This is a genomic window from Methylobacter sp., from assembly GCF_030680395.1.
GTDB lineage: Bacteria > Pseudomonadota > Gammaproteobacteria > Methylococcales > Methylomonadaceae > Methylobacter_A.
Genome location: NZ_JAUXVR010000007.1, coordinates 125,063 through 146,000, shown reverse-complemented (window position 1 = coordinate 146,000; position 20,938 = coordinate 125,063). Strand labels below are relative to the sequence as shown.

The following is a 20,938-nucleotide window of genomic DNA, read 5'->3' as shown; positions in this document are numbered from 1 at the left end:
TGAAAAGCCGGTCAGCGCGCTGTTCAGGTATACTGTGCGGTTTTTCAATCTAGCGGAACAACTATGAGACCAAGCGGACGTAACCCGGACCAACTAAGGGACATAAAATTTACCTGCGGTTTTACCAAACATGCAGAGGGCTCTGTCCTGGTTGAATTCGGCGATACCCGGGTGCTTTGCACAGCCAGTGTCGACAGGAGTGTCCCGCGCTTTCTTAAAGGCAAAGGCGAAGGCTGGATTACCGCCGAATACGGCATGTTGCCGCGTTCGACCCACAGCCGGATGGGGCGTGAAGCCAGTAACGGCAAACAAGGCGGGCGCACCTTGGAAATTCAGCGCCTGATTGGCCGATCCTTACGGGCGGCGATCGATTTAAAGGCCTTGGGCGAACATACCATCATGATCGATTGCGATGTGTTGCAGGCGGATGGCGGAACCCGTACCGCTTCAATTACCGGCGGTTTTGTCGCCTTGTCGCTGGCCGTACAAAAAATGCTCAAGCGCAAACAAATCAAGACCAATCCGCTGCATGGGCAAATCGCCTCGGTTTCTGTAGGCATTTACAACGGTGTGCCGGTGCTGGATCTGGATTATGCCGAAGACAGCAATGCGGAAACCGATATGAATGTGGTGATGAACGATGCCGCTGCATTTATTGAAGTACAGGGTACGGCTGAGGGGCATGCATTCAGGAAAGAAGAGCTGGACGCAATGCTGGAACTGGCAGGTTCAGGGATCAAGATATTGCTGGAAAAACAACGGTTCGCGATAGAAAATCATAAATGACCTTTTCAACCATAACTGACATCGTTCTGGCTAGCGGCAATCCCGGCAAGATCAGGGAAATTCAGGCGATACTGGCGAATCATCCCATTGTGCCGCAATCGGCGTTTAATGTCGTCGACGTGGAAGAAACCGGCACTACCTTTGTAGAAAATGCCATTTTAAAAGCCAGAAATGCGGCCTTGCATTGCAAGTTGCCGGCGATAGCCGATGATTCGGGTCTGGTGGTTGATGCTCTGAACGGTGCGCCCGGCGTAATTTCCGCCAGATACGCCGGAGTTGGCGCCAGCGATCAGGACAATGTGAACAAGCTGTTGCGGGAACTGGAAGGCGTCCCGGATGAACTGCGTACAGCGCGGTTTATCTGCGTGATGGTGTTTATGACGCATGCGAATGATCCCTGTCCTGTGATCGCCCAAGGCATTTGGGAAGGCAGGATTTTGGATCATGCGGTCGGCGAAAACGGTTTCGGCTATGATCCGGTATTCTGGGTGCCGGAGCAAAACTGCGCGTCGGCAGAATTACCGGCAGCGGTTAAAAATTCGCTGAGTCACAGAGGACAAGCGCTGAAGACTCTAACGGCATTAATCAAGGCCAGGGAATCTGCTTAAACAAGTGTCCACCAAAGGCACGAAAAACACGAACAATTTCAAAACACGATTATTTTGTTTTTTCGTGCCTTTGGTGGGCTCTGTTTTTTCTACGGATCAGATTTTTGATGGAATGTTCTTTCCCGGAATTGTATTTTGATAATCGCATTACTCCCCATCGCCAGCCGGTTCGCCAGCGTTGTTACAGAGATAACCCCGCTCGGCAACGGCCTGATTAATGATACGTATCTGGTCGCAACGCCATCATCCCCGTTTGTTCTGCAACGCATAAACCGCACGATTTTTCCTGCGCCTGAGCAAATCATGGCTAACCTGACTACGCTTAACCGGCATATGGCGCAAAAAACCGCCGCTTCGGTGATGCTGCAAATCCCGGAAATTTTAAAGACTGCCGATAACAACTCACTTTATCAGGATCAAAACGGCGATTGCTGGCGAGCGCTAAGCTTTATTGCCAATACCGAAGGCATTGAAACTATAGGCACTATCAGCGACGCTGAGCAGGCCGGATTTGCCTTGGGCCATTTTCATCGCTTGATTAGCGATCTTAATCCTGCTCTTCTGCATGACACCCTGCCCGGCTTTCATATAACGCCTGGCTATTTGCAACATTATCATCAGGTAAGGCAGCAAGCGGTCAACTCGGAAGACCGTTATTGCGCTGAATTTATCGGCCGGTTTCAGTCTATCGCCGATGATCTGGAAGCGCCAAAACAACAGGGTTTGCTGGCATTGAGAGTTATCCACGGCGACCCCAAATTAAACAATTTCCTGTTTGATAAACACAGCAAGCTTATCGTCAGCATTATCGATCTCGACACCGTCAAGCCGGGCCTGGTTCATTACGATGTTGGCGATTGTCTGCGCTCTTGCTGTTACAGTGCCGATCCGGTCGAATTTAATCCGGACATTTGCGCCGCCCTGTTAAAAAGCTACCTGGCTGAGGCCGGCGCATTTTTTACCGAACACGATTATCACTATTTATACCCCGCCATCCGGCTGATCCCCTTTGAATTAGGCATCCGCTTTTATACCGATTATCTGGAAGGGAACCGGTATTTCAAGGTCGCAGAACCCGAGCAAAACTTACAGCGCGCTGCCGGCCAATTCCGCTTATGCGAGAGCATCATGGCGCAGGAAACCGCGATTAAGAGCCTGATCTCGCAGTTACACAACAGCTAACACCGGCTAAAGCCTTGCGTTTATCCTGAAAACCGTCGCTGAGCATTCTAAAAGCTTGTTCGCCCTGAGCCTGTCGAAGGGACTGAACACCAGAAAATATGAGCGCACCATTACCCCTCCGAAGCAGCAATTGATCTGATTTAGTCTCTTTAGCTATCCGTCCGTAATCTTTAGTCTTGAATCTCTAATCTTCATACGAATAAGATTGATTATCATTTATTAGTGAGATACTATATTCCCCTACATCTTTTGATAGTTATTTGAATCTACATTTAATCAGCTATAGCTCTGCATTAACCAAATTTAGAAAGGAAAATTGTATGTCGCACTCGAAACTACTTTTTAGGCTGTTATTACTGCCTGCTATTGCCGGTAGTTATGTACCCGCTGCCGAGAGCGCGGACAAAACCGAAAAAGCCATCATCCTGGATACCGTCAATATTCTCGGCGACCCTGCCGGAGTAAAAGATATGCCGGCTTCTGCCCAGCTCATCAATACCGAACAGATCCGCGATCAAAGCTATAGCGACATTAACCGTATTTTACGACGCGCTCCCGGCGTTAATATCCGTGAAGAGGACGGCTTTGGATTATTTCCCAACATCAGTTTTCGTGGAGTGGATACGACGCGTAGCGCCAAGATAACCGTCATGGAAGACGGCGTATTGACCGCCCCTGCCTCCTATTCGGCGCCCGCCGCCTACTTTAACCCGGCCGGCGGTCGCATGAGCGGCGTGGAAGTCTTGAAAGGCTCCAGCCAAATCAAATACGGCCCGCATATCACCGGCGGCGTACTCAACTACTTGTCAACCGCGATTCCGGACAAAGGTAAGGCTTATCTCAAAACCATCTACGGCAGTTATAACGAAGTCAGAACGCAAGGTTATGTCGGCGATACCGTGGACACCGCACAGGGTCGCTTCGGCTACCTGGTCGAAGGTTTTTATCGCGGCTCGGATGGCTTCAAAACTATCGACACCAAACCTGATTTTCAAAACGGCGACCAAACCGGCTTCCAGCAGGTTGAGCCCATGGTGCGTTTGTCCTGGGAACCGAATACCGACATGTATCAAAAGCTTGAAGTCAAGTACGGTTATTCCAGCATGGATGCCGATGAAACCTATCTGGGTCTAAGCGAAGCCGATTTTAAAAATGATCCCTACCGGCGCTATTCGGCCTCGCGTTTTGATAATATCGACTCGGAACGAAACGGCGGTTTTGCGCGTTATTTCATATCGCCGACCGACAATTTGGATATTGTAACAACGGCGTATTACAACGAGTTTGATCGTAACTGGAGCAAACTGAACGACATTCGCAATGTGCCTAACGCCTCAGGAACCGGTACGCAAAACATGGATTTAGCGAATGCATTGGCAGGTACCAACGGCGGTAACGGCTTGGCCTGTCTTAAAGGCGATCTAACCTGCCAACTGCGTGTTCGGGATAACAATCGCAGTTACTATGCGGGCGGTGTGGAAACGGCCGCCAATTACCGTTTCGACGTAGGCGCGACACAGCACGAACTCAATGGCGGCTTCCGTTATCATGAAGATCAGGAAACCCGGTTTCAGCACGACACCACCCATAGACAAGCGGCGAACGGCACTATTACAAGCACTACTGTAGGTGCGCCGGGCAGCCAGGACGATCGTTCCGGTCTTACCAATGCCTATGCGTTTTTCCTGAAAGACCGGATCGAATTGGGTAAATGGGGATTTACGCCCGGTATGCGTTACGAGCATTTGAATCAAGTGTACAAAAACAATCTCAGTCCAAACACAAACGGTAGAAGTTCGCTGGATATGTATGCGGGCGGGGCCAGTCTGGATTACCGCTTCAACGACGACTTCATGATGTTCGGCAGCGCCCATCGCGGCTTTTCACCGCCCAGCCCGCAAAATGCCGTGATTGACAAACTGAAAGAAGAATCCAGCAATGCTTATGAATTAGGCGGACGTTATAGCCATGGCGCTTTTTCTGCGGAACTGACCGGCTTTTATACCCAGTTTGAGAACTTGCTGGTGGTCAATAACATCGGTGGCGCCGGAAGCGGACAAAGCGAAAACTTCGGCGCAGTCGATAGCCGAGGCGTCGAAATGGCGCTGAACTTCGATGCCGGTAAAGCGTATGACTGGGGCTTTAGCAACCCTTACTTCCTGTCGTTTACCTACACCGATACTGAGCAGTTGAATAATGCCACTTCGACCGATGCGGAGTCGATTTTCAGTTACGGCAAGAAAGGTAACAAAGTACCGTATATACCGGAATACGCGCTCAGCTTCGGCAGCGGACTGCACTTCAACAAGTGGGGCGTCGATGTCTCCGGCAATTACGTCGGCGAAACATTCACCAGCGCCAGTAATACCGGGGATCAAGTCAACGGCGCAGGATTGCCGGATGCGCGTTTCGGTAAAACCGACGACTATGTAATAGCCGATGTCTCGGCATATTATAAGGTCGCCAAAGGCGTTAAAATTCTTGGCGGCGTGCAAAATCTGGCCGACGAGCAATACCTTGTTTCCAGACAACCCTACGGTCCGCGTCCGGGTATGCCCATTTTTGCTTACGGCGGTTTTGAACTGGATTTCGATATCTAAGTTATAGTATTTCTTCCATTGCCCTGAGCTTGTCGAGCCATACCTAAGAGGTATCGGCCCTTTGATAAGCTCAGGGCGAACGGTAAGCTAATTCATCATTATTGGAAATGCCGTAATTGAGAACATCAAATTAGGTAAGTCTACTGATTGTCTGAGCAACCCGTTTGCTCTACCCTCTTCCCCCTAGCTGTCCGGCCAATACAGCGTGCTGTAAATGGTCATGCTCGATAATCCGAACAGTTCTGTGTCATGGCTGCATGAACATCGGCTGTTGCCGGAAACCGATACGACAAGCTCAGCAAAGATATCCCCGATTGTAGCGTTTCCGGTTTCATCGTTGTTGTTTATCCAAAGGCGCAAGGTAAAACAGGTGCCGGAGTAAGCAATTGACTTAACGGGAGCTTCAGAATCGCTGTTTAAAATCCGGGGAACGAGCGATTAGCCATCTTACGTTAGTAAATTTCATCCTCATTCTTTTTAAGCGCAAAAATAAATATGAAAGCAAATATCGGTTTAATCGGTTTGGCGGTCATGGGGCAAAACCTGGCTCTTAATATGAACGACCATGGCTTTAGAGTAGCAGTGCATAATCGCACACTCAGTAAAGTAGATGAATTCCTGGACGGCCCGGCTAAAGATACCGAGATTATCGGCACGCACTCGCTGGAAGAGTTGGCCGATAGCCTGGAATCGCCGCGCATCATTATGTTGATGGTTAAAGCGGGCGAGGTTGTCGATCAGTATATCGACAAGTTAGTGCCGTTGTTATCGGCCGACGATATTATTGTCGACGGCGGCAACTCGCTGTTCACCGATACCGCCCGCCGCACTATCGCCCTAAAAGAACAAAATATCCTTTACGTAGGCGCCGGCGTTTCCGGCGGAGAAGAAGGAGCAAGACACGGGCCGTCCATTATGCCCGGCGGCAATAAAGACGCATGGCCTGCCGTCAAACCCATTTTTCAGTCCATCAGCGCGCAGGTCAATGGTGAACCTTGCTGCGAATGGGTTGGCGATAACGGGGCAGGTCACTACGTCAAGATGGTGCATAACGGTATTGAATACGGCGACATGCAGCTAATCGGTGAAGCTTATCAATTGCTGTCCGACGGCTTGAGCCTGGGCGCTAATGAATTGCGCTCAATATTTTCTGCATGGAATCAGGGTCCGTTAAGCTCTTACCTGATTGAAATTACCGCCGCCATTTTGGCGTACAAAGATGAAGACGGTCAGCTGCTGCTGAAAAAAATCCTTGATACAGCCGGGCAGAAAGGTACCGGCAAATGGACCGGCATCAACGCCATGGACTTGGGCATTCCTTTAACCCTGATCGGCGAAGCGGTATTTGCCCGCTGCTTATCCGCCCAAAAAGACGAACGGGTTAAGGCCGCGTCTGTACTCCCTAAACGGGCACTGAGGTTTATCGGCGACAAGAAAGACATCATTAGTGCCATTGGCGATGCTTTATATGCAGCCAAAATTATCTCTTACGCCCAAGGTTTCCGCTTGATGCGCGAAGCGTCCAAGGAATATAACCTGTCGCTTAATTATGGCGATATTGCCTTGATGTGGCGCGGCGGCTGTGTTATTCGCAGCCGGTTTTTAAACGACATCAAAGAGGCCTATGATGCCGATCCCGATCTGGAAAACCTGCTGTTCGCCGATTTCTTTGCCAGTGCCATGAAGCAGGCCGACAAAGGCTGGCGGAAAGCGGTGATATTAGGTATTGAGCTAAGCATCCCGACCCCGGCACTTTCTTCCGCACTGGCCTTTTACGACGGCTATCGCAGTGAAAAATTACCGGCTAATCTATTGCAGGCGCAACGGGATTATTTCGGTGCGCATACGTATGAACGGGTAGATCAACCCAGAGGCCGGTTTTTTCATACTGATTGGACCGGACATGGCGGAAAAACCGCATCCACTACCTATACTGTTTAAATAAAGCGTTTTGGGTTACGCTACCTCGTCCCCACTTTTCTAAAAAAACGAGGTAGTGCTGATGATGATGAAAGCCGAACCCTGCACTTACGCCATTTTTGGCGCCACCGGAAATTTGTCCCGAATTAAATTAATGCCGGCGCTGTATCATCTGGATGCCGCAAAGCGCTTGCCTGAAGGCACCCGTATTCTGGCAATAGGCCGCAGACCCTGGGATCAGCAGAAATGGCTGGAAGAAGTCAGGCAGATGATTCAGGCCAAGGCTCCAGGCGATTTTGATGAAACCGTGTTCCAGCGCTTTAGCGCTCGCTTGTATTATCATCAAGGCGATATAAAACAGGCGCAGTGCTATACCGAATTGGTCGATACGCTCAACCGGGAAAACCAATTCCCTAAAAACATCGCCTTCTATCTTTCTATAAGCCCCTCGGACTTTGGCACTGTCATGGAGATGTTAAGCAATAACCACCTATTCGATGAAGAATACGGTTGGCGTCGGGTAATCATTGAAAAACCTTTCGGTTACGATCTGGACAGCGCCAAGGCCCTGCAAAAACGTATCAGCCGCTATTTAACGGAACAGCAAATTTACCGTATCGATCATTATCTGGGTAAAGGCACCGTACAAAATGTGCTGGTGTTTCGTTTTGCCAATGTGATGCTGGAACCGTTATGGAACCGCAATTATATCGACCATATCCAGATTACCCATTCCGAAGATATCGGCATAGGCAGTCGCGCCGATTACTATGACAACGCCGGGGCCATGCGCGACATGCTGCAAAGCCATCTGTTGCAATTGCTGACCCTGGTCGCCATGGAACCGCCTGTTTCTATGGAAGCCGAGTCCCTCCGCGACGAAAAAGTCAAAGTCCTGAAATCCATCCGCCCTATCCCCAGGGAAGCGGTGCACGGGCATGCCTTCCGCGCTCAATATGCGAAAGGCCGTGTGGACGGCGAGCAGGTCAGCGGCTATCTACAGGAAGACGGCATACCGGCCAACAGCATGACCGAAACCTATGCCGCGATAAAGCTGTATATCGATAACTGGCGCTGGCGGGGCGTACCGTTTTACTTGCGCACCGGCAAGCGCATGGCCAAGGCGCAATCGACTATTTCGATTTGTTTTCGCCACCCGCCGTTACAGTTTTTCCGCGGCACCGAGGTGCAATGCATGAACCCTAACTGGGTACTGCTGGGTATACAGCCGGAAGAATGCATCCGTATTGAAATGACGGTAAAAGAACCCGGCCTGGAGATGCGCACCCGCTCCAGCACCCTGGACGCCAGTTTTCGCCAGCAGAATGAAAAAGCCATCGACGCCTATGAAGACTTATTGCTGGACGTCTTAAAAGGCGACCGCTCGTTATTTCTGCGCTTTGATGAAGTAGAATATGCGTGGCGCATTGTCGATCCCATCCTGCAAACCTGGGCGATTGAACGTGACTATATCGCCACCTATCCCGCCGGTTCCTGGGGACCCGAAGACAGCCGCCGCCTATTCGATAAAGAAAGCCAATCATGGCGCAGTTCATTAACCCCGGAGTGTAACTAAATGCAAAACAACAGCCGCTGGCATTATCTGGAAACCGCAGAAGACGTAGCTATTGCCGCCTGTCAGCAAATTCTTAACGCCGCCGACTCGGCAATTTTGGAACGCGGCAAATTCAAGCTGGTGTTAGCCGGAGGCGGCACCCCGGAAAAAGTCTATCGACTGCTCGCCGAGTCGAATACCGATTGGGCTAATTGGACTATTTATTACGGCGACGAACGCTGTCTGCCTGCCGATCATCAGGATCGAAACAGCCTGATGGCAAGCCGGGTTTTACTGGATAAGGTGGCTATTCCGGCCAATCAGGTCTTTACCATGCCTGCCGAATTCGGGCCGGAAATTGCAGCCGATCGTTATAAACTTGCGGTCAGCAAGGCCGGAACCTTCGACATGGTGCTGCTGGGCATGGGCGAGGACGGCCATACCGCCAGCCTGTTTCCCGGCCATCAGCATCAACAGGATGAACTGGTGCATGCCGTTTATAACTCGCCCAAACCGCCGCCGGAGCGCGTTTCGATCAGCGCCAAGGCGTTGAGCAACACGCGGGAACTGATCTTCCTGATCACCGGCGCGAACAAACAGGAAGCCGTCAATCTGTGGCGCTCAGGATCGGATTTGCCGGTTGCGAGTATAGTTCCTGAAAATCCTGTCGATATTTATATTGATAGCGATGCGTTTAAGCCGTAGTTGATTGAAGGGGCAATCCCTTGTGGTTGCCCCGAGCTTGCACTCCTGTCTTTCATTCTGCTGATTGGCGGCTTCCCAAGTTTAATAGCGCGCACAGCGAACTCGATTGATGATTGGAAACCGGAAAACATACCGTGGCCCTGACGGCTACTTTGTCCGAGCAATAGCATCCTGTATCATGTAGGCTCTTTAAATTTGTGTGTACTCATACAAAATAGATTCGATCTTGAACCTTTCACCTTTAGATTTATGAATATCGGCAAACTGTATATTATTTCCGCCCCGTCCGGTGCCGGTAAAACCAGCCTGGTCAAACAACTGGTTGCCGATCTGGACGACCTGACCGTATCAATCTCCCATACCACCCGCCAGATGCGACCCGGCGAAACACACGGTCAGGATTACTACTTTGTCACTGTCGCTGATTTTCAAGCCATGCAGGAACAACAGGCGTTTCTTGAACATGCCCGGGTTTTTGACAATTTTTACGGCACCGCGCAACAGACCGTGGAAGAAAACCTGAACCGGGGCTTGGACGTGATTCTCGAGATCGACTGGCAGGGTGCGGAGCAAATAAAAAAACTGCTGCCCGACAGTCTGTCGATTTTTATCCTGCCGCCATCGACGGAAGTGCTGTTGCAGCGCCTTAGAAACCGGGGCCAGGATGATGAACAGATTATTGCCCGCCGGATGCGCGATGCGGTGACCGAAATCCGCCACCATGACGAGTTTGATTATCTGGTGGTTAATGATGACTTTGCACTGGCGCTGACTGAATTAAAAAGCATCATCATCGCCAATAGGTTAACCCGGCAACGCCAGTTGCCTAATCTGCGGCCTTTATTAACTTCACTGCTTGCGTAGGACGATAAGATATCGGTATGCTGACCTTCCAGGTTTCTAAAACCTGGAAGGTCTAATTCCCAACGTTCTGAATAGTACTAGCCCGGCAGCGTCAAGCGCATAAATTACAACCGTTGTTGGACTCGTTGCTCGCGTAGTGCATGCCATGTTCTCCGGGAAACGAGGGTGTAAATAATTTCGTGTAACGGCGTATTTAGCCAGCTTGTAGCGCTGCGTATTCGCCAATACGTCCACCTTGGCAATTAGAGCGTCTTCGATGTTCAATTTGCTGCCGATGTCCCAGAGTTGATCCATCTCCGAAGAGTAGCCTTTGTCGATCCTGTCTTTCAACCAAGCGGCCTTTTCCTTCAAAAATTTTCGCCGGACTTCCGAAGCGGCCAGCTCAGCTTCCAGTGTCCTCAATTGGGCAGTATCCATAATCACTTTGGTGTGCATATCCTCGGTTTCTTTGGCCTCGGCTACTAACTTCAAGGCTTGTTCGCGGTCTTCCTTGATTGACGATAACGGGATGCTAATTTGCAGGCCGCCATAAGCCGTGTAAGGCTCGTTCCGGAAGTCGGTGCCGCCGTAACCCAGGCGACCGCTTAACGAGGTGTTTTGCAGCGCCCAGGTCACCGAATCAGGCTTTGCATAAGCCCTGGTTACATTGTGCTGCGCCTGAATGATCGGGTTCGCCTGACTGATAAACGACAAAACGTTGTCGTCTTCCCAGGCGGCTGCCCGGAACGGCATTAACAAGAATAGGCTCAACCATACAGCTTTTGACATATATTTGTTTTTGATAAAACAAAAGTGTATTTTTGTTATATCAAAAATTAATACCCGTATCAACTCCCTAATCGTCATATCCGCTATTTACTTTATCAATACTAAAGTATTACTATTTAAGTATTACTCATAAACAGGTGATCATTATGCGCGTAACAAGCAAAGGCCAAGTAACTATCCCCCAGAATGTCAGGGAAAGCATGGGCATTCTGCCCGCTGAAACCGAGATCGAATTCCTTCAGGATGAAAACGGGCGTTGGTATATCAACAAAGCGAAAACTTCTAAAAAGAGAGTCAGCCGGTTCCGGACCGCCCATAATACGGGCAATCTGACGATGAGCACCGATGACATCATGGCGCTGACGCGGGGCGAATCGTGGCCGTCATCCTGATTGACAGCTGTATTATCACCGATCTGGCCGACCCTGAAAGCGCCTGGTTTGAATGGAGCGCCTCAACCTTGGAACGGCTGGACCAGAACAACACAATGGTCATCAACCCGATCATTTACGCCGAGTGTTCAGTTGGCTTTGCGCGTATTGAAGAAGTGGAAGCGCTATTCGAGTCGCTGGGCTTTGCCATGAAGTCGATTCCGAGAGAAGCCCTGTTCCTGGCCGGAAAAGCGTTTTTGCAATACAAGAGACGCAAAGGCGAGAAAGGCAACGTGCTTCCGGATTTTTTTATCGGCGCTCATGCGGCAGTGTCCGGTTATGCCTTGGTATCTCACGATAAAGGGCGGTTCAGTACCTACTTCCCTAGCGTTGAGCTGATCATCCCAGAATCGACTAACGGGCTGAATTGACGTGAACATCAAGGAAGCGGAACTACTCTTTCAGGCCGGGGCGCTGGAAACGCCTGTCGTAAAAAAATACAAACAAGGCGAAGGCTGGACGGTCACGCTGGCCGGAACCCATAAGCTGAATCCGACGCTCGAAGCGGCACGAGGTCATGTGCGGGTATTTAAGCGATTGGATGCTGCGGTGGGGGTATTGTTTGAGTTAGGGTTTAGTGAAGTGTCTGTTGTTCGCTAACGTAGCGCGTAGAATCCAATTACAGCTATCGGCCACTCTGCGACATTCAAATATTTGAACATGTGGCGGCAGTAAATCCGAAAGCTGTCATTAAAATCCTACTGGAGTTCATAATTCCATTTCCCCGCTATTTATTTTTGCGTGGATCATCGGTCGGATTCGTATAAATAATATCCCATGGCCCAGTAGCGATTAGTTCGACGATTGTTTCCTCATCAGTGGTCCAAACATAGTGAGTGTGTCCAGCGGGTAACACAAAGCTTGAACCTACGTTAAGCATCTCGCCCTTTTTTGTGTCAAATTTTTCACCCATGCCATTGCCTAGTTTGCCCCGCAGGACTGTAATTACTTCCGTAAATGTGTAGCGCGCCGCTAGATTTGCGACAAAACAACTTTTATAATGCGACAACGCAAAAAACATATTTACAGTGTATCAGCCAGCGTAAATAACTCATCCATCTGTACGTCGGTCCACTGGAATAGTACTTGCAAGGATGCAACTAAATCATGATCTCTTCGCACTCTTGTCTCTCTTTGCCACTGGATTTGTGCCGCCAACGGCATCTGTGATATTGCGGCATCAACTTCAAGGTATTTGTCCTTAGCTAGTAATGCCAGACACATCTGAGCCATAGTCACTACTTCTGGAATAACTATGGCTTGTGTATTCGCTGGCTCAGGAGTATTACCCTCCCCAATCCAGTCTGCAATAGCTTCAACAAGCTTAGACTCGTGGGTTCCATCAGCATTAGTTCTACTGACAACTGTGTTACTACCGTTCGTGTATTTCCATCTCATAGTTCCGGCCCCACAAAGATTATCTTGCTTGTTTGATTGAATTGACAGGTGGTTGCCCCTGCTAAACCTGACATACCTATCATGTCTATATCGCAACCGTTCACACTCGCTCTATTTAGTGCATGGCTTGTGCAAGCACTAAATCCACTAGCATTGGCTAATCTACACGAGAAAATTGCGGCGTTGGTTGCTGTACTACCAGTTACAGGAACTCTAGTGCTTACGGGGAACGTTACTGAAACCATCGCCGTAGTAGAAGAGTATGCCATACCTGGACCAATTGCAGTTAGGCTATCACCTGATATTACAGGGTGATAGCGCTGACAGTCTCTCAGCTCAACTGCCCATAACTTTCTTTCAAATAGCTTGCATTGGCTTCCTTCATTCAATTGGACGTCAGTTATTACCAGTATTGAGCTTGTTGCTTGGGAAACTAAAGCAGATGCCCCAGTCACTCCGTAATAAGTACCAGAAGCCCAAGCATCCCCCGTTGTTTTATAGTTGCTACCGCACCCCATATCAAAACTTACGCTTAATGATAAAGCAGCTGTAGTAGGCCACGTACCGGCGGTATATCCCGGTATGTTCTCTATCTTAACTAAGGTAGTGGTAGCAGCCGCGAGGGTGAAGGAGAACGGGTAGCTCAAGTTATTTGCGGCATTGATTATGCTTCCTGAGTATGTGCCCGCAACTGCTGCAATTGCTTCAAATTGTAGACTGACAGCTTTGGCATTAACTGTACCCCATTTCAAATGTGCAGTATTTAGCCCCTCATGCCGCCATTGATTGATAAAAAAATCACCCGCCGCTGGTGAATAACTCGCCTGCACAGCTGTAAGTAGAGCATGGGAAGCATCTAACGCATAAGATGATGTACTTATCTGCTGATGAGAAATCTTGCTGGCTACCGATGCTGAGAATAGTACATTATCTATAGGGTAAGTTCCCGTAGCTGATACGACTACACTACCCCCGTTAACCTGAGATATTTGGCAAGAGCCATTGATCGTGAGGTTCTTTGCTATAGAATTAATCGTCCCCGCAGACTGCGAAATAGTCCAAGCGGTTTTAGTTCCGGAACCGCGCACAGATAATATATTCATTACAAGCGTTGCCCCAGAATAGCTGGTTACCTGCCCATACATCGAGTTCGTGCTGGGTGCCGCTGTGTCGGCGATTATCAGATACATGCCGCCAAGAAAACCTTTTCCAGTAGACACAGTAAATGTTTTTTCACCGGTACCGATGCTGTTGCTTGTTGTACTGCTATCCACCAGGCCATTCAAGGTCGCCCAGTTTGTCGCATCAAGAGACGGATCAGTTGTGCCGGCCCCCGCAACTTTACGTCGATACGACAAAAAATCAATCGGAGACCAGACCACAACCCCGTAGGCATAAGTACTACCGCTAATCCATTCTGTAGCCGCACCTGCCGCGACAACACCTGCTAGACTAGCCGCCGCGCTGACTGCACTATCATAGGCATCCATCGCGTTGTTGTAACAATTAGTAGCCAGCGCGATCATTCCAGATCTGAACGGAGCCAGGGCTGCTAAAAACGTATCCATCATGCCAGCGAAGGGCTCGGGATTACCACTATTAGGCTCCGGTGGCAATTCATCTGTTGCGGGTGGTGGTGTTTGTGCCATTTATATAGACTCCGTATTTAACATTAGTAGAGCGCCCACTGAGTTGTTCAAATCAAATTCGTAATGTGTAATAAATCCAACGATCAACAACGGATCAAAATAGCCGTCTGAATCATCATCCACACCACTCAATACAGCAACAGTGCCATTTAAAATTTCGATTAATTTACGTAACATCCGACACTTAGACCTATCAATATCAATAGTCAGGCTATTAGTCGGGACATTACGCCGAGGAATCATTTTATTGATATTGCCGTCAAATTTACGATCGACAGTTGAATAATTATCCCCGGAACATTTTGCGTTATAGTGCACATCGCCGACATATACACTAAGGCCCATGATACAGTGGACAAGACTAGTATTACCCGTCGTTACTGATAACGTTATAGTAAATTCAGTCCCGGAATAAAGTGGAATATTGAACCTAATGACGGTCGGTTTAGTTGAAAACGGTTTAAAACAGTAATCTCTGCCGTCGAAAACCTCACGCTCATTTAGATTTTCTGAGTAGTTGTAAATAACGACGCCACCATTGGTACCAACTATTTCCAGGTTATTCGCAACCATTCCATATAATAAGATCGAATCACAACGCTCCCCTGGAGCGATTGTAAAAGTATGCGAACCCGGTGCAATGGTCGGGGCATTACTCTTCGAATCAAACATCGCCCATTTATTAGTGAAACCAACTAGCAGCCATTTGAGCGGCTCGACAGCGGCAGTAAGAGCGTTGCCGACATTGTCATCAACCAGCGACTCATAAACCAAATGAGCAACGGGATCAATGACTCTCTCGCCCAACGCGTACGTAGCAACCATTGAAAAAACTTGATACGTATCACCCAATTTTTTCCACCACGTAGGCGACGCTGCCGGAGCATGCCCCGTATTTGCTGCCTGTAATGATGCATATTCGGTTATCAATCCCAACGCCCCTGCGACGCTGCTTTTAGCATACAACGCGTAAGTCGTTGCACCGTTATAGGCAGCAGATGCTACCTCGGGCAGGGTGCTGGAGATAAACTTTTCGTCAGTAATAATAACGGGCGGAATTACTCTCATACGACTGTCGTCCTCACCTTGTCGCCGCCAAGCGTGCATTTCTTTAATACTGTAGCAGTGTCTCTGGTATGACTTTCCGTGCCGCCGGTATTCTTAGTTATTTTTTCAAGCTCAGACTTTAGCTGCCGTACCGTTTCCTGCAACGCGCGTATTTCAGCCGCAACGTCGTTAGTATTTGACGGCGCCGGCGCACTCAACCGCATCATCAGTTCCCTGTTATCGGCAGCAGGTAAAATCCGCTCGCCCTGGTGTATTTGAGCAAACATGTCATACGGCACTTCGTTAATGCCGACCGCAAAACCCTGTATATTGGGTACCGCCGCTCTTGCCGCTACCGCGTAAGACGCAGCCGTCGAATAGGCCGCTGCCGCTTGATCTGCCGCCGCCTGATCGACAGCAGCAGTTGACTGATAGCCGGGGATTAATGCCGCCGCGGCATTGGCTACATTAGCAAGCCCCGCGGCCGTTGCCTGCGCCGCTGCCCTGGCTTGCGCCGCAGTATCGTTGTAGTAGCCAACTAATGTACGGTAGGCGTTCTGTGCGTCTGCATCCGCATTCCAGGAGCGATTCATAGGAACACCGAAGCGGGCAGTGTGCTGCGCGTTAAAGTCGCCTAATATCTGCTCCCAGATCGCATTGCCCGACAGGCCGTTTTGATAGGTATTTGGCGCGGGGGCAATGGGCGCTTGAGCGGCAGATTGCGCCGCATTGGCGGCGGCCGAGGCTTTATTTGCCGCATCTATCGCCGCTGCAACATTCTGTTGCGACTTGACCGCTTGCGCGGCGGCGGCATCATAAACAGACCGCGCATCGAATTCGCCCTTTTCCGCGGCCTTGGCCGTTGTTATCGCCCTTTCGATGGTCATTTTTGCATTAATCACAGCAGATAAATTTGATACCGCATCCGCAACCGTCATCACGACAGCCGTGGTGCCGTTTATCGCGTCTATCTGTGATTGACTGCGGGTGATCAGATCATCCAGTCGGGCATTTTCCGTATTGAAAGCATCAGTCAACAGCTGGTTATTTGCCTCGACCGCATTTAATGTTTGCTCTGCTACACTCACCTGCGCCGCCGTATAATCGGCCAGCCCGGATATAACATTGCCTGTGCGCCCCTGGTCCCGGGCAAAATCAATAAATGACGTATAAAGCTGTTCGGATGGTTTGGCTATATCGATCAAAGCTTGATCAAGTCCTGCGTAATTTGCAAGCGATCCCCCCGCTTTAGCCGATGATAGAGCGGAAGCCAAAACACTCTGCGCAGATAACCTGCGTTGCCGCGTAAAAGCATCCGACTCGACGACCGTTGAACTCAGTGCCGACTTCAGGTTTGCTGCTACGGTTTTGAGCGACGATAGCAGATCGTTTGCCGATGCCTTTTGCAAATTGTTTGCAGCAATAGACGCTTGATACGCCGTATTATTTAGTGCCTTTTGATCCGATACCGATTTTTTAAGCACGTTCATGGCATCGTCAACCGCCTTATTTGCCGCCGATAACGCCCAGACCGCTTGCTGGCTAAAACGCAGCGTTTCATCCATCGCTGCGAGTTCGTCTTTACGTTTTGCTGTCAGCGCACCGATCGCGTTGCCGGATAACTCCATCAACTGGATATCAAGAGCGCGTTGCTGATTTGCAATGTGCAGAGCCGCTTCTGCTGATGATTCCAAGCCGTTATAATAATCGTCAGCCGCGCCGCTTAATTTCAGCAGCAACGAGTAGCGCTGCTGGTCGGCGGCATTATTGATGTTCAGCGCCTCAATCAACTGACGATAGCCGTCCCTGGATGCAGGCAAAATAAGATTTAAATCGCTTAGCTGGCTAGCCAGTTGCTTCTGGGTGAATGCCTGGCGCTCGGCATCGGTGTAGAATTTCTGGTAGTAAGTGTCAAACTGCTTTTGAAACTCCTGCAAGCCGCCCGCCGCTTGGGCCAAGCCGTCACTGATAGCAATGGCATCACCAGTTATAGATAATCCGGATTTTGCAAGCGAATCTTTGACAACTGCAACTTCAGAAACCACTCTAACCGCTGTTTCAAACAGACCTTCGCCGAGTTGTTGATACTGCCCTAAGATGTCACTAAAAACGGCGGTTGACATGGTATCAAGCGCTGATGACACAACCCCGTTGAGTTTTTTCGCGGCGGCTTCGCCGTCCAAGCCTTTTAAATCGACATTTAAGGCCGGGATAATGTAGTTTTCAACCCGATCGGACAGGCCCATGCCCAGGTTATCAGCAAGGCCCATCATGGTCGAACCCATGCTCTTAAAAACATCGTTTAATGCCTTTTGAGTCGCAGCATCAAGCGCTGCATATTGGGTAGTAAATGAGAATTTATCTTTACCAAACCAGCCGCCATCCGTCTTAGTCTCAATTTGGGCGAATTGCTGAGCGCGCAGATTCTGGCCGGCAACAATATCCATAATCGAAGTAGGACTTGTGGCTAAGCCTTGCGCCGTGACGGTGCTGGTTTGCTTGCCGCCGAATATCCCATTCATTAAAAAATTAGATATAGGATCGATCTTCATGCCTAATAATGAAGTGGGTAAATTAGCAAATTGTAGTGCAGCCTGTGTGCTACTTCCGATTACTCCCATTCCGGGTTTATATGCGGAAGCGGGCGCATTTACAGTCGCTAATCCGCCCGCTTGAAATAATCGAGTAATTACATCGGTAATGCCTGAATGCAGATCGGCAATGCCCTGATCGATGCTTTTCAGCACCGGGTAGTTATCTGCCTGGATGTCTTGCAGCAGTTGATAAGTGTTGTCGATCGACTGAGACTTAGCCGAAGAATCGCCCAATACGGTTCCAGTGTCGGGGGATAATCCTTGGGGACCCGGTGATACCGACGCAGCACCGCCCACACCAAAACCGATCGCCGCCATTGCTACAGCCATTGCCGCCATCAGCGCAAAACCGATATATGGCCCTGCCGAGGCTTGCGTTGCTACTGCTTCTGCTGCTTTGGCTGTGCCTTTGGCTGTACTGGCTGCTACTGATGGTGCAATAGAGGCTGTTTCGGCAACAGCAACCGCACCGATCCCGGTAATTTTCATCACATTCATCGCCAGCTCTACACCAGCAAGAGCCATTGATATGGCATGCACCTCTCTTTGTTCGGTGGAGCCCTGTTTGAGCATCGACGACACGGCGCCCGTTATTTGCCTTGCTCCAGTTACCTTCTCACTGATGATCTGGTCATTGAGTTTTAAAACATCTTTTGAATATTTATCTTCAGCCGCAGCTTTGGTTTTGACTTGTTTAATATATTCATCTGTAAATCCTTTGCTGGCGTCCGGCTGAACAGCGTCAAGCTTAGCTCTTTCTACATTTAACTTTTGTTGCTCGACTGTGGTGCTTTCAATCGATTTAATTAAATTATCGAAGCCCCCCGCTAATAAATTAACCCCACCTAATGCCCCATCAAAAACAGCTGACGTCACCGATTGTAAACCAACCGTTTTGGTATGCGCATCATCCAACGATTTGTTATACGATTCCAATGATGACCAAGCATCTTTTATACTTTGTTGTTGTTTATCAATACCGTCGTTCACGCTTGATTGGGCGACAATCTCAACGGCATCACCAGGGCTCACTCCTGCTAATAACAGCTGCGAATATTTATACTCGTTCACCGATTGCGTTAATTTATTGTATCGCTCGATTTCAGCGTCCATAGACGATACACCGGCTTCAATACCGGCTTTCTGGGCTTCCAGTGCTTTGTTTGAATCCCAAACGGCGATCGATGACGCCTTGACCGCATCGCTCATGCCCAGCGCCGCAAGCTTCGACAACTCGTAATCGCGTTCTGTCAATGAAAGCTTCAAATGCTGGTCGTTTAATGATTCTATTTCTTTGGCGATCGCATCCGCATGCTTTTTGGCTTCAGCCGCGGCTTTCTTAGTGGCTTCGGCCGATAGCCCAGCCGCTGAGCCTACCGCATTATGCGCACCGGCTAATTGTAACGACTTGGCCTTTGCCTGTTCTGCCTCGGCCGCTGCCTTTTTTTGCTCATCGGCTAAGCCTTGATAAGCCACCGAAGCGCCTTTTACAGCCTCGGTAAATGTACCGATATAATCAGTGCTCAAATCAATTTTTAATTGCGCGGCCGCATCAGTCCAACCATCAACCATCGGCTTATCGACTACGGCCCTTGAAGCAGAGAAACTAAAATCGCCGGCTCCCATACGCGCTACATCACCCGCCGCGGCGCTTGCCCTGGCGATTGCATTATCGAGAGTATTGCCGACATTGATTGCGAGAGCGCCAAAAATAATCCCAACTGAATGACCCAGACCGACAAACAAGCCGATCATATCGTTAACCAGGAATTTAACATTGCTCTGCATTTGATCGCCGGAAACAATCCAGCTGGATGCCGTATCAATGGCAGCACCTAACCCAGCTGTTTTTAATATATCCCAGCCGTTGCTGATCGCGTTGGTCGTAACGGCCCAGGCTCCCTGGGCCAGCGAACTGGCCGATACATTGGTTTCACCGACGGTAATAGCGGCCTCGTTAAATTGCCTGGTGCTATCCAGCACATCCTTGACGCCATCTTGCAATGGGGTAAAAATCGCCGACGTAGATGGCTCGAACGACGTGACTAATCGAGTCCAGGAATTACTGATATCGGTAGATTTGGCATTGACGTTTTTTGCGGTTGCAGCAGCGGCACCGTCAAAATCATGCAGCGCCTTAACCAAGGTTTCCGCAAACATTTGCGAGGTTACTTTGCCATCGACAGTGAGCTTCCTAAACCCTCCGGCACTTAATCCCGCAGCTTTATCCAAGCTTTGCAAAAGCCCCGGCAACGGCTCGGTGACCTGATTCAATTCCTCGGCATGTAATATTCCTGATGCTAACCCTTGGGCCAAACCGAAAAATGTTTGTTTCAGCTGATCATTACCAGCCCCCAAAGCACTTCCAGCATTATTCAGTCCCTCAAACATGCCCTGAGTTTGCTGGCCGGTAATAATTCCGGAATTTTGCAGCGTCCGTAACCTGGCATAGCCATCACTCAAATCATTGAGTTTTTTATGCTGATCTTCTGCGACAGTACTGATGTAATCTACCGTTTTAGCATAATCTCCAGCGACAGCCGTTAGCGAGTGCAGCCGCGTGTCCAAATCCTGAACAGTTGCCGTATCCTTAACAACCTTATCGCCAAAGCTGATCAGCTCATAAATACCAATCATCGGCGCTAAAGTACGCATTACACTAGCCGCCGCCGAATCCATGCTGCGCAAACTACGACTGGCATTACCGGACGCATTGGAAATGCCATTGATGCCGTCACGAGTAGCGCCCAGCACCTGCACAGTCCCATCAGCATTGACGCCAATGCGTAAATTTAGTCTTAGCTCGCTACTTGTACTCATAATGTCATTGT

At 49.5% G+C, this 20,938-nt stretch carries 17 protein-coding genes; 11 read left to right on the top strand and 6 right to left on the bottom strand.

The window, feature by feature from the left end:
• Positions 1-63: 63 nt before the first annotated feature.
• The 8 genes from rph (at position 64) to gmk (ending at position 10,220) form a co-directional block, all read left to right on the top strand.
• On the top strand, positions 64-786 hold the full coding sequence (gene rph / locus Q8L79_RS03435; RefSeq protein ID WP_305268035.1) for a ribonuclease PH: 723 nt from the start codon (positions 64-66) through the stop codon (positions 784-786).
• Entirely contained in the window at positions 783-1,394 is a 612-nt protein-coding gene (gene rdgB / locus Q8L79_RS03430; RefSeq protein ID WP_305268032.1) for an RdgB/HAM1 family non-canonical purine NTP pyrophosphatase, read from the top strand. The genes rph and rdgB overlap by 4 nt, the downstream gene beginning before the upstream one ends.
• Before the next feature lie 138 nt (positions 1,395-1,532).
• On the top strand, positions 1,533-2,576 hold the full coding sequence (locus Q8L79_RS03425) for a phosphotransferase enzyme family protein (RefSeq protein WP_305268412.1): 1,044 nt from the start codon (positions 1,533-1,535) through the stop codon (positions 2,574-2,576).
• A gap of 320 nt (positions 2,577-2,896) precedes the next feature.
• Positions 2,897-5,176, top strand: a complete 2,280-nt coding sequence (locus tag Q8L79_RS03420) for a TonB-dependent receptor domain-containing protein (protein ID WP_305268030.1) — start codon at positions 2,897-2,899, stop codon at positions 5,174-5,176.
• Between the two features lie 495 nt (positions 5,177-5,671).
• On the top strand, positions 5,672-7,117 hold the full coding sequence (gnd, locus tag Q8L79_RS03415) for a decarboxylating NADP(+)-dependent phosphogluconate dehydrogenase (RefSeq protein ID WP_305268028.1): 1,446 nt from the start codon (positions 5,672-5,674) through the stop codon (positions 7,115-7,117).
• A gap of 67 nt (positions 7,118-7,184) precedes the next feature.
• Complete coding sequence (zwf, locus tag Q8L79_RS03410; protein WP_305268410.1) at positions 7,185-8,672, top strand: glucose-6-phosphate dehydrogenase; 1,488 nt, start codon at positions 7,185-7,187, stop codon at positions 8,670-8,672.
• Entirely contained in the window at positions 8,673-9,356 is a 684-nt protein-coding gene (gene pgl / locus Q8L79_RS03405) for a 6-phosphogluconolactonase (protein ID WP_305268026.1), read from the top strand. It abuts the gene before it with no gap.
• Between the two features lie 249 nt (positions 9,357-9,605).
• Positions 9,606-10,220: a guanylate kinase gene (gmk, locus tag Q8L79_RS03400; RefSeq protein ID WP_305268024.1), complete on the top strand. Its 615-nt coding sequence runs from the start codon at positions 9,606-9,608 to the stop codon at positions 10,218-10,220.
• 36 nt (positions 10,221-10,256) lie between these two features.
• On the opposite strand, the gene Q8L79_RS03395 is transcribed toward gmk, so the two are convergent.
• Positions 10,257-10,988, bottom strand: a complete 732-nt coding sequence (locus tag Q8L79_RS03395) for a hypothetical protein (RefSeq protein WP_305268022.1) — start codon at positions 10,986-10,988, stop codon at positions 10,257-10,259.
• A gap of 146 nt (positions 10,989-11,134) precedes the next feature.
• On the opposite strand from Q8L79_RS03395, the gene Q8L79_RS03390 reads away from it, so the two are divergent.
• From Q8L79_RS03390 to Q8L79_RS03380, 3 genes are read left to right on the top strand one after another with little or no spacing between them, the layout of a single operon-like run.
• Complete coding sequence (locus Q8L79_RS03390; protein WP_305268020.1) at positions 11,135-11,380, top strand: AbrB/MazE/SpoVT family DNA-binding domain-containing protein; 246 nt, start codon at positions 11,135-11,137, stop codon at positions 11,378-11,380.
• Positions 11,365-11,790 (top strand): type II toxin-antitoxin system VapC family toxin, encoded by a 426-nt coding sequence (locus Q8L79_RS03385; protein WP_305268018.1) that lies wholly within the window; start codon positions 11,365-11,367, stop codon positions 11,788-11,790. Before Q8L79_RS03390 ends, Q8L79_RS03385 begins: the two co-directional genes overlap by 16 nt.
• Before the next feature lies 1 nt (position 11,791).
• On the top strand, positions 11,792-12,019 hold the full coding sequence (locus Q8L79_RS03380; RefSeq protein WP_305268016.1) for a hypothetical protein: 228 nt from the start codon (positions 11,792-11,794) through the stop codon (positions 12,017-12,019).
• Between the two features lie 127 nt (positions 12,020-12,146).
• On the opposite strand, the gene Q8L79_RS03375 is transcribed toward Q8L79_RS03380, so the two are convergent.
• The 5 genes from Q8L79_RS03375 to Q8L79_RS03355 form a co-directional block, all read right to left on the bottom strand.
• On the bottom strand, positions 12,147-12,332 hold the full coding sequence (locus tag Q8L79_RS03375; protein WP_305268014.1) for a cupin domain-containing protein: 186 nt from the start codon (positions 12,330-12,332) through the stop codon (positions 12,147-12,149).
• A 110-nt stretch (positions 12,333-12,442) separates the two neighbouring features.
• Positions 12,443-12,817 (bottom strand): hypothetical protein, encoded by a 375-nt coding sequence (locus Q8L79_RS03370; RefSeq protein ID WP_305268012.1) that lies wholly within the window; start codon positions 12,815-12,817, stop codon positions 12,443-12,445.
• Entirely contained in the window at positions 12,814-14,466 is a 1,653-nt protein-coding gene (locus Q8L79_RS03365) for a hypothetical protein (RefSeq protein WP_305268010.1), read from the bottom strand. Before Q8L79_RS03365 ends, Q8L79_RS03370 begins: the two co-directional genes overlap by 4 nt.
• The gene (locus Q8L79_RS03360; protein ID WP_305268008.1) at positions 14,467-15,534 is read right to left on the bottom strand and encodes a hypothetical protein; all 1,068 of its coding nucleotides are present in this window, start codon (positions 15,532-15,534) and stop codon (positions 14,467-14,469) included.
• Positions 15,531-20,927, bottom strand: coding sequence for a tape measure protein (locus tag Q8L79_RS03355; protein WP_305268006.1), 5,397 nt, complete (start codon positions 20,925-20,927; stop codon positions 15,531-15,533). The genes Q8L79_RS03360 and Q8L79_RS03355 overlap by 4 nt, the downstream gene beginning before the upstream one ends.
• Between the last annotated feature and the right edge of the window lie 11 nt (positions 20,928-20,938).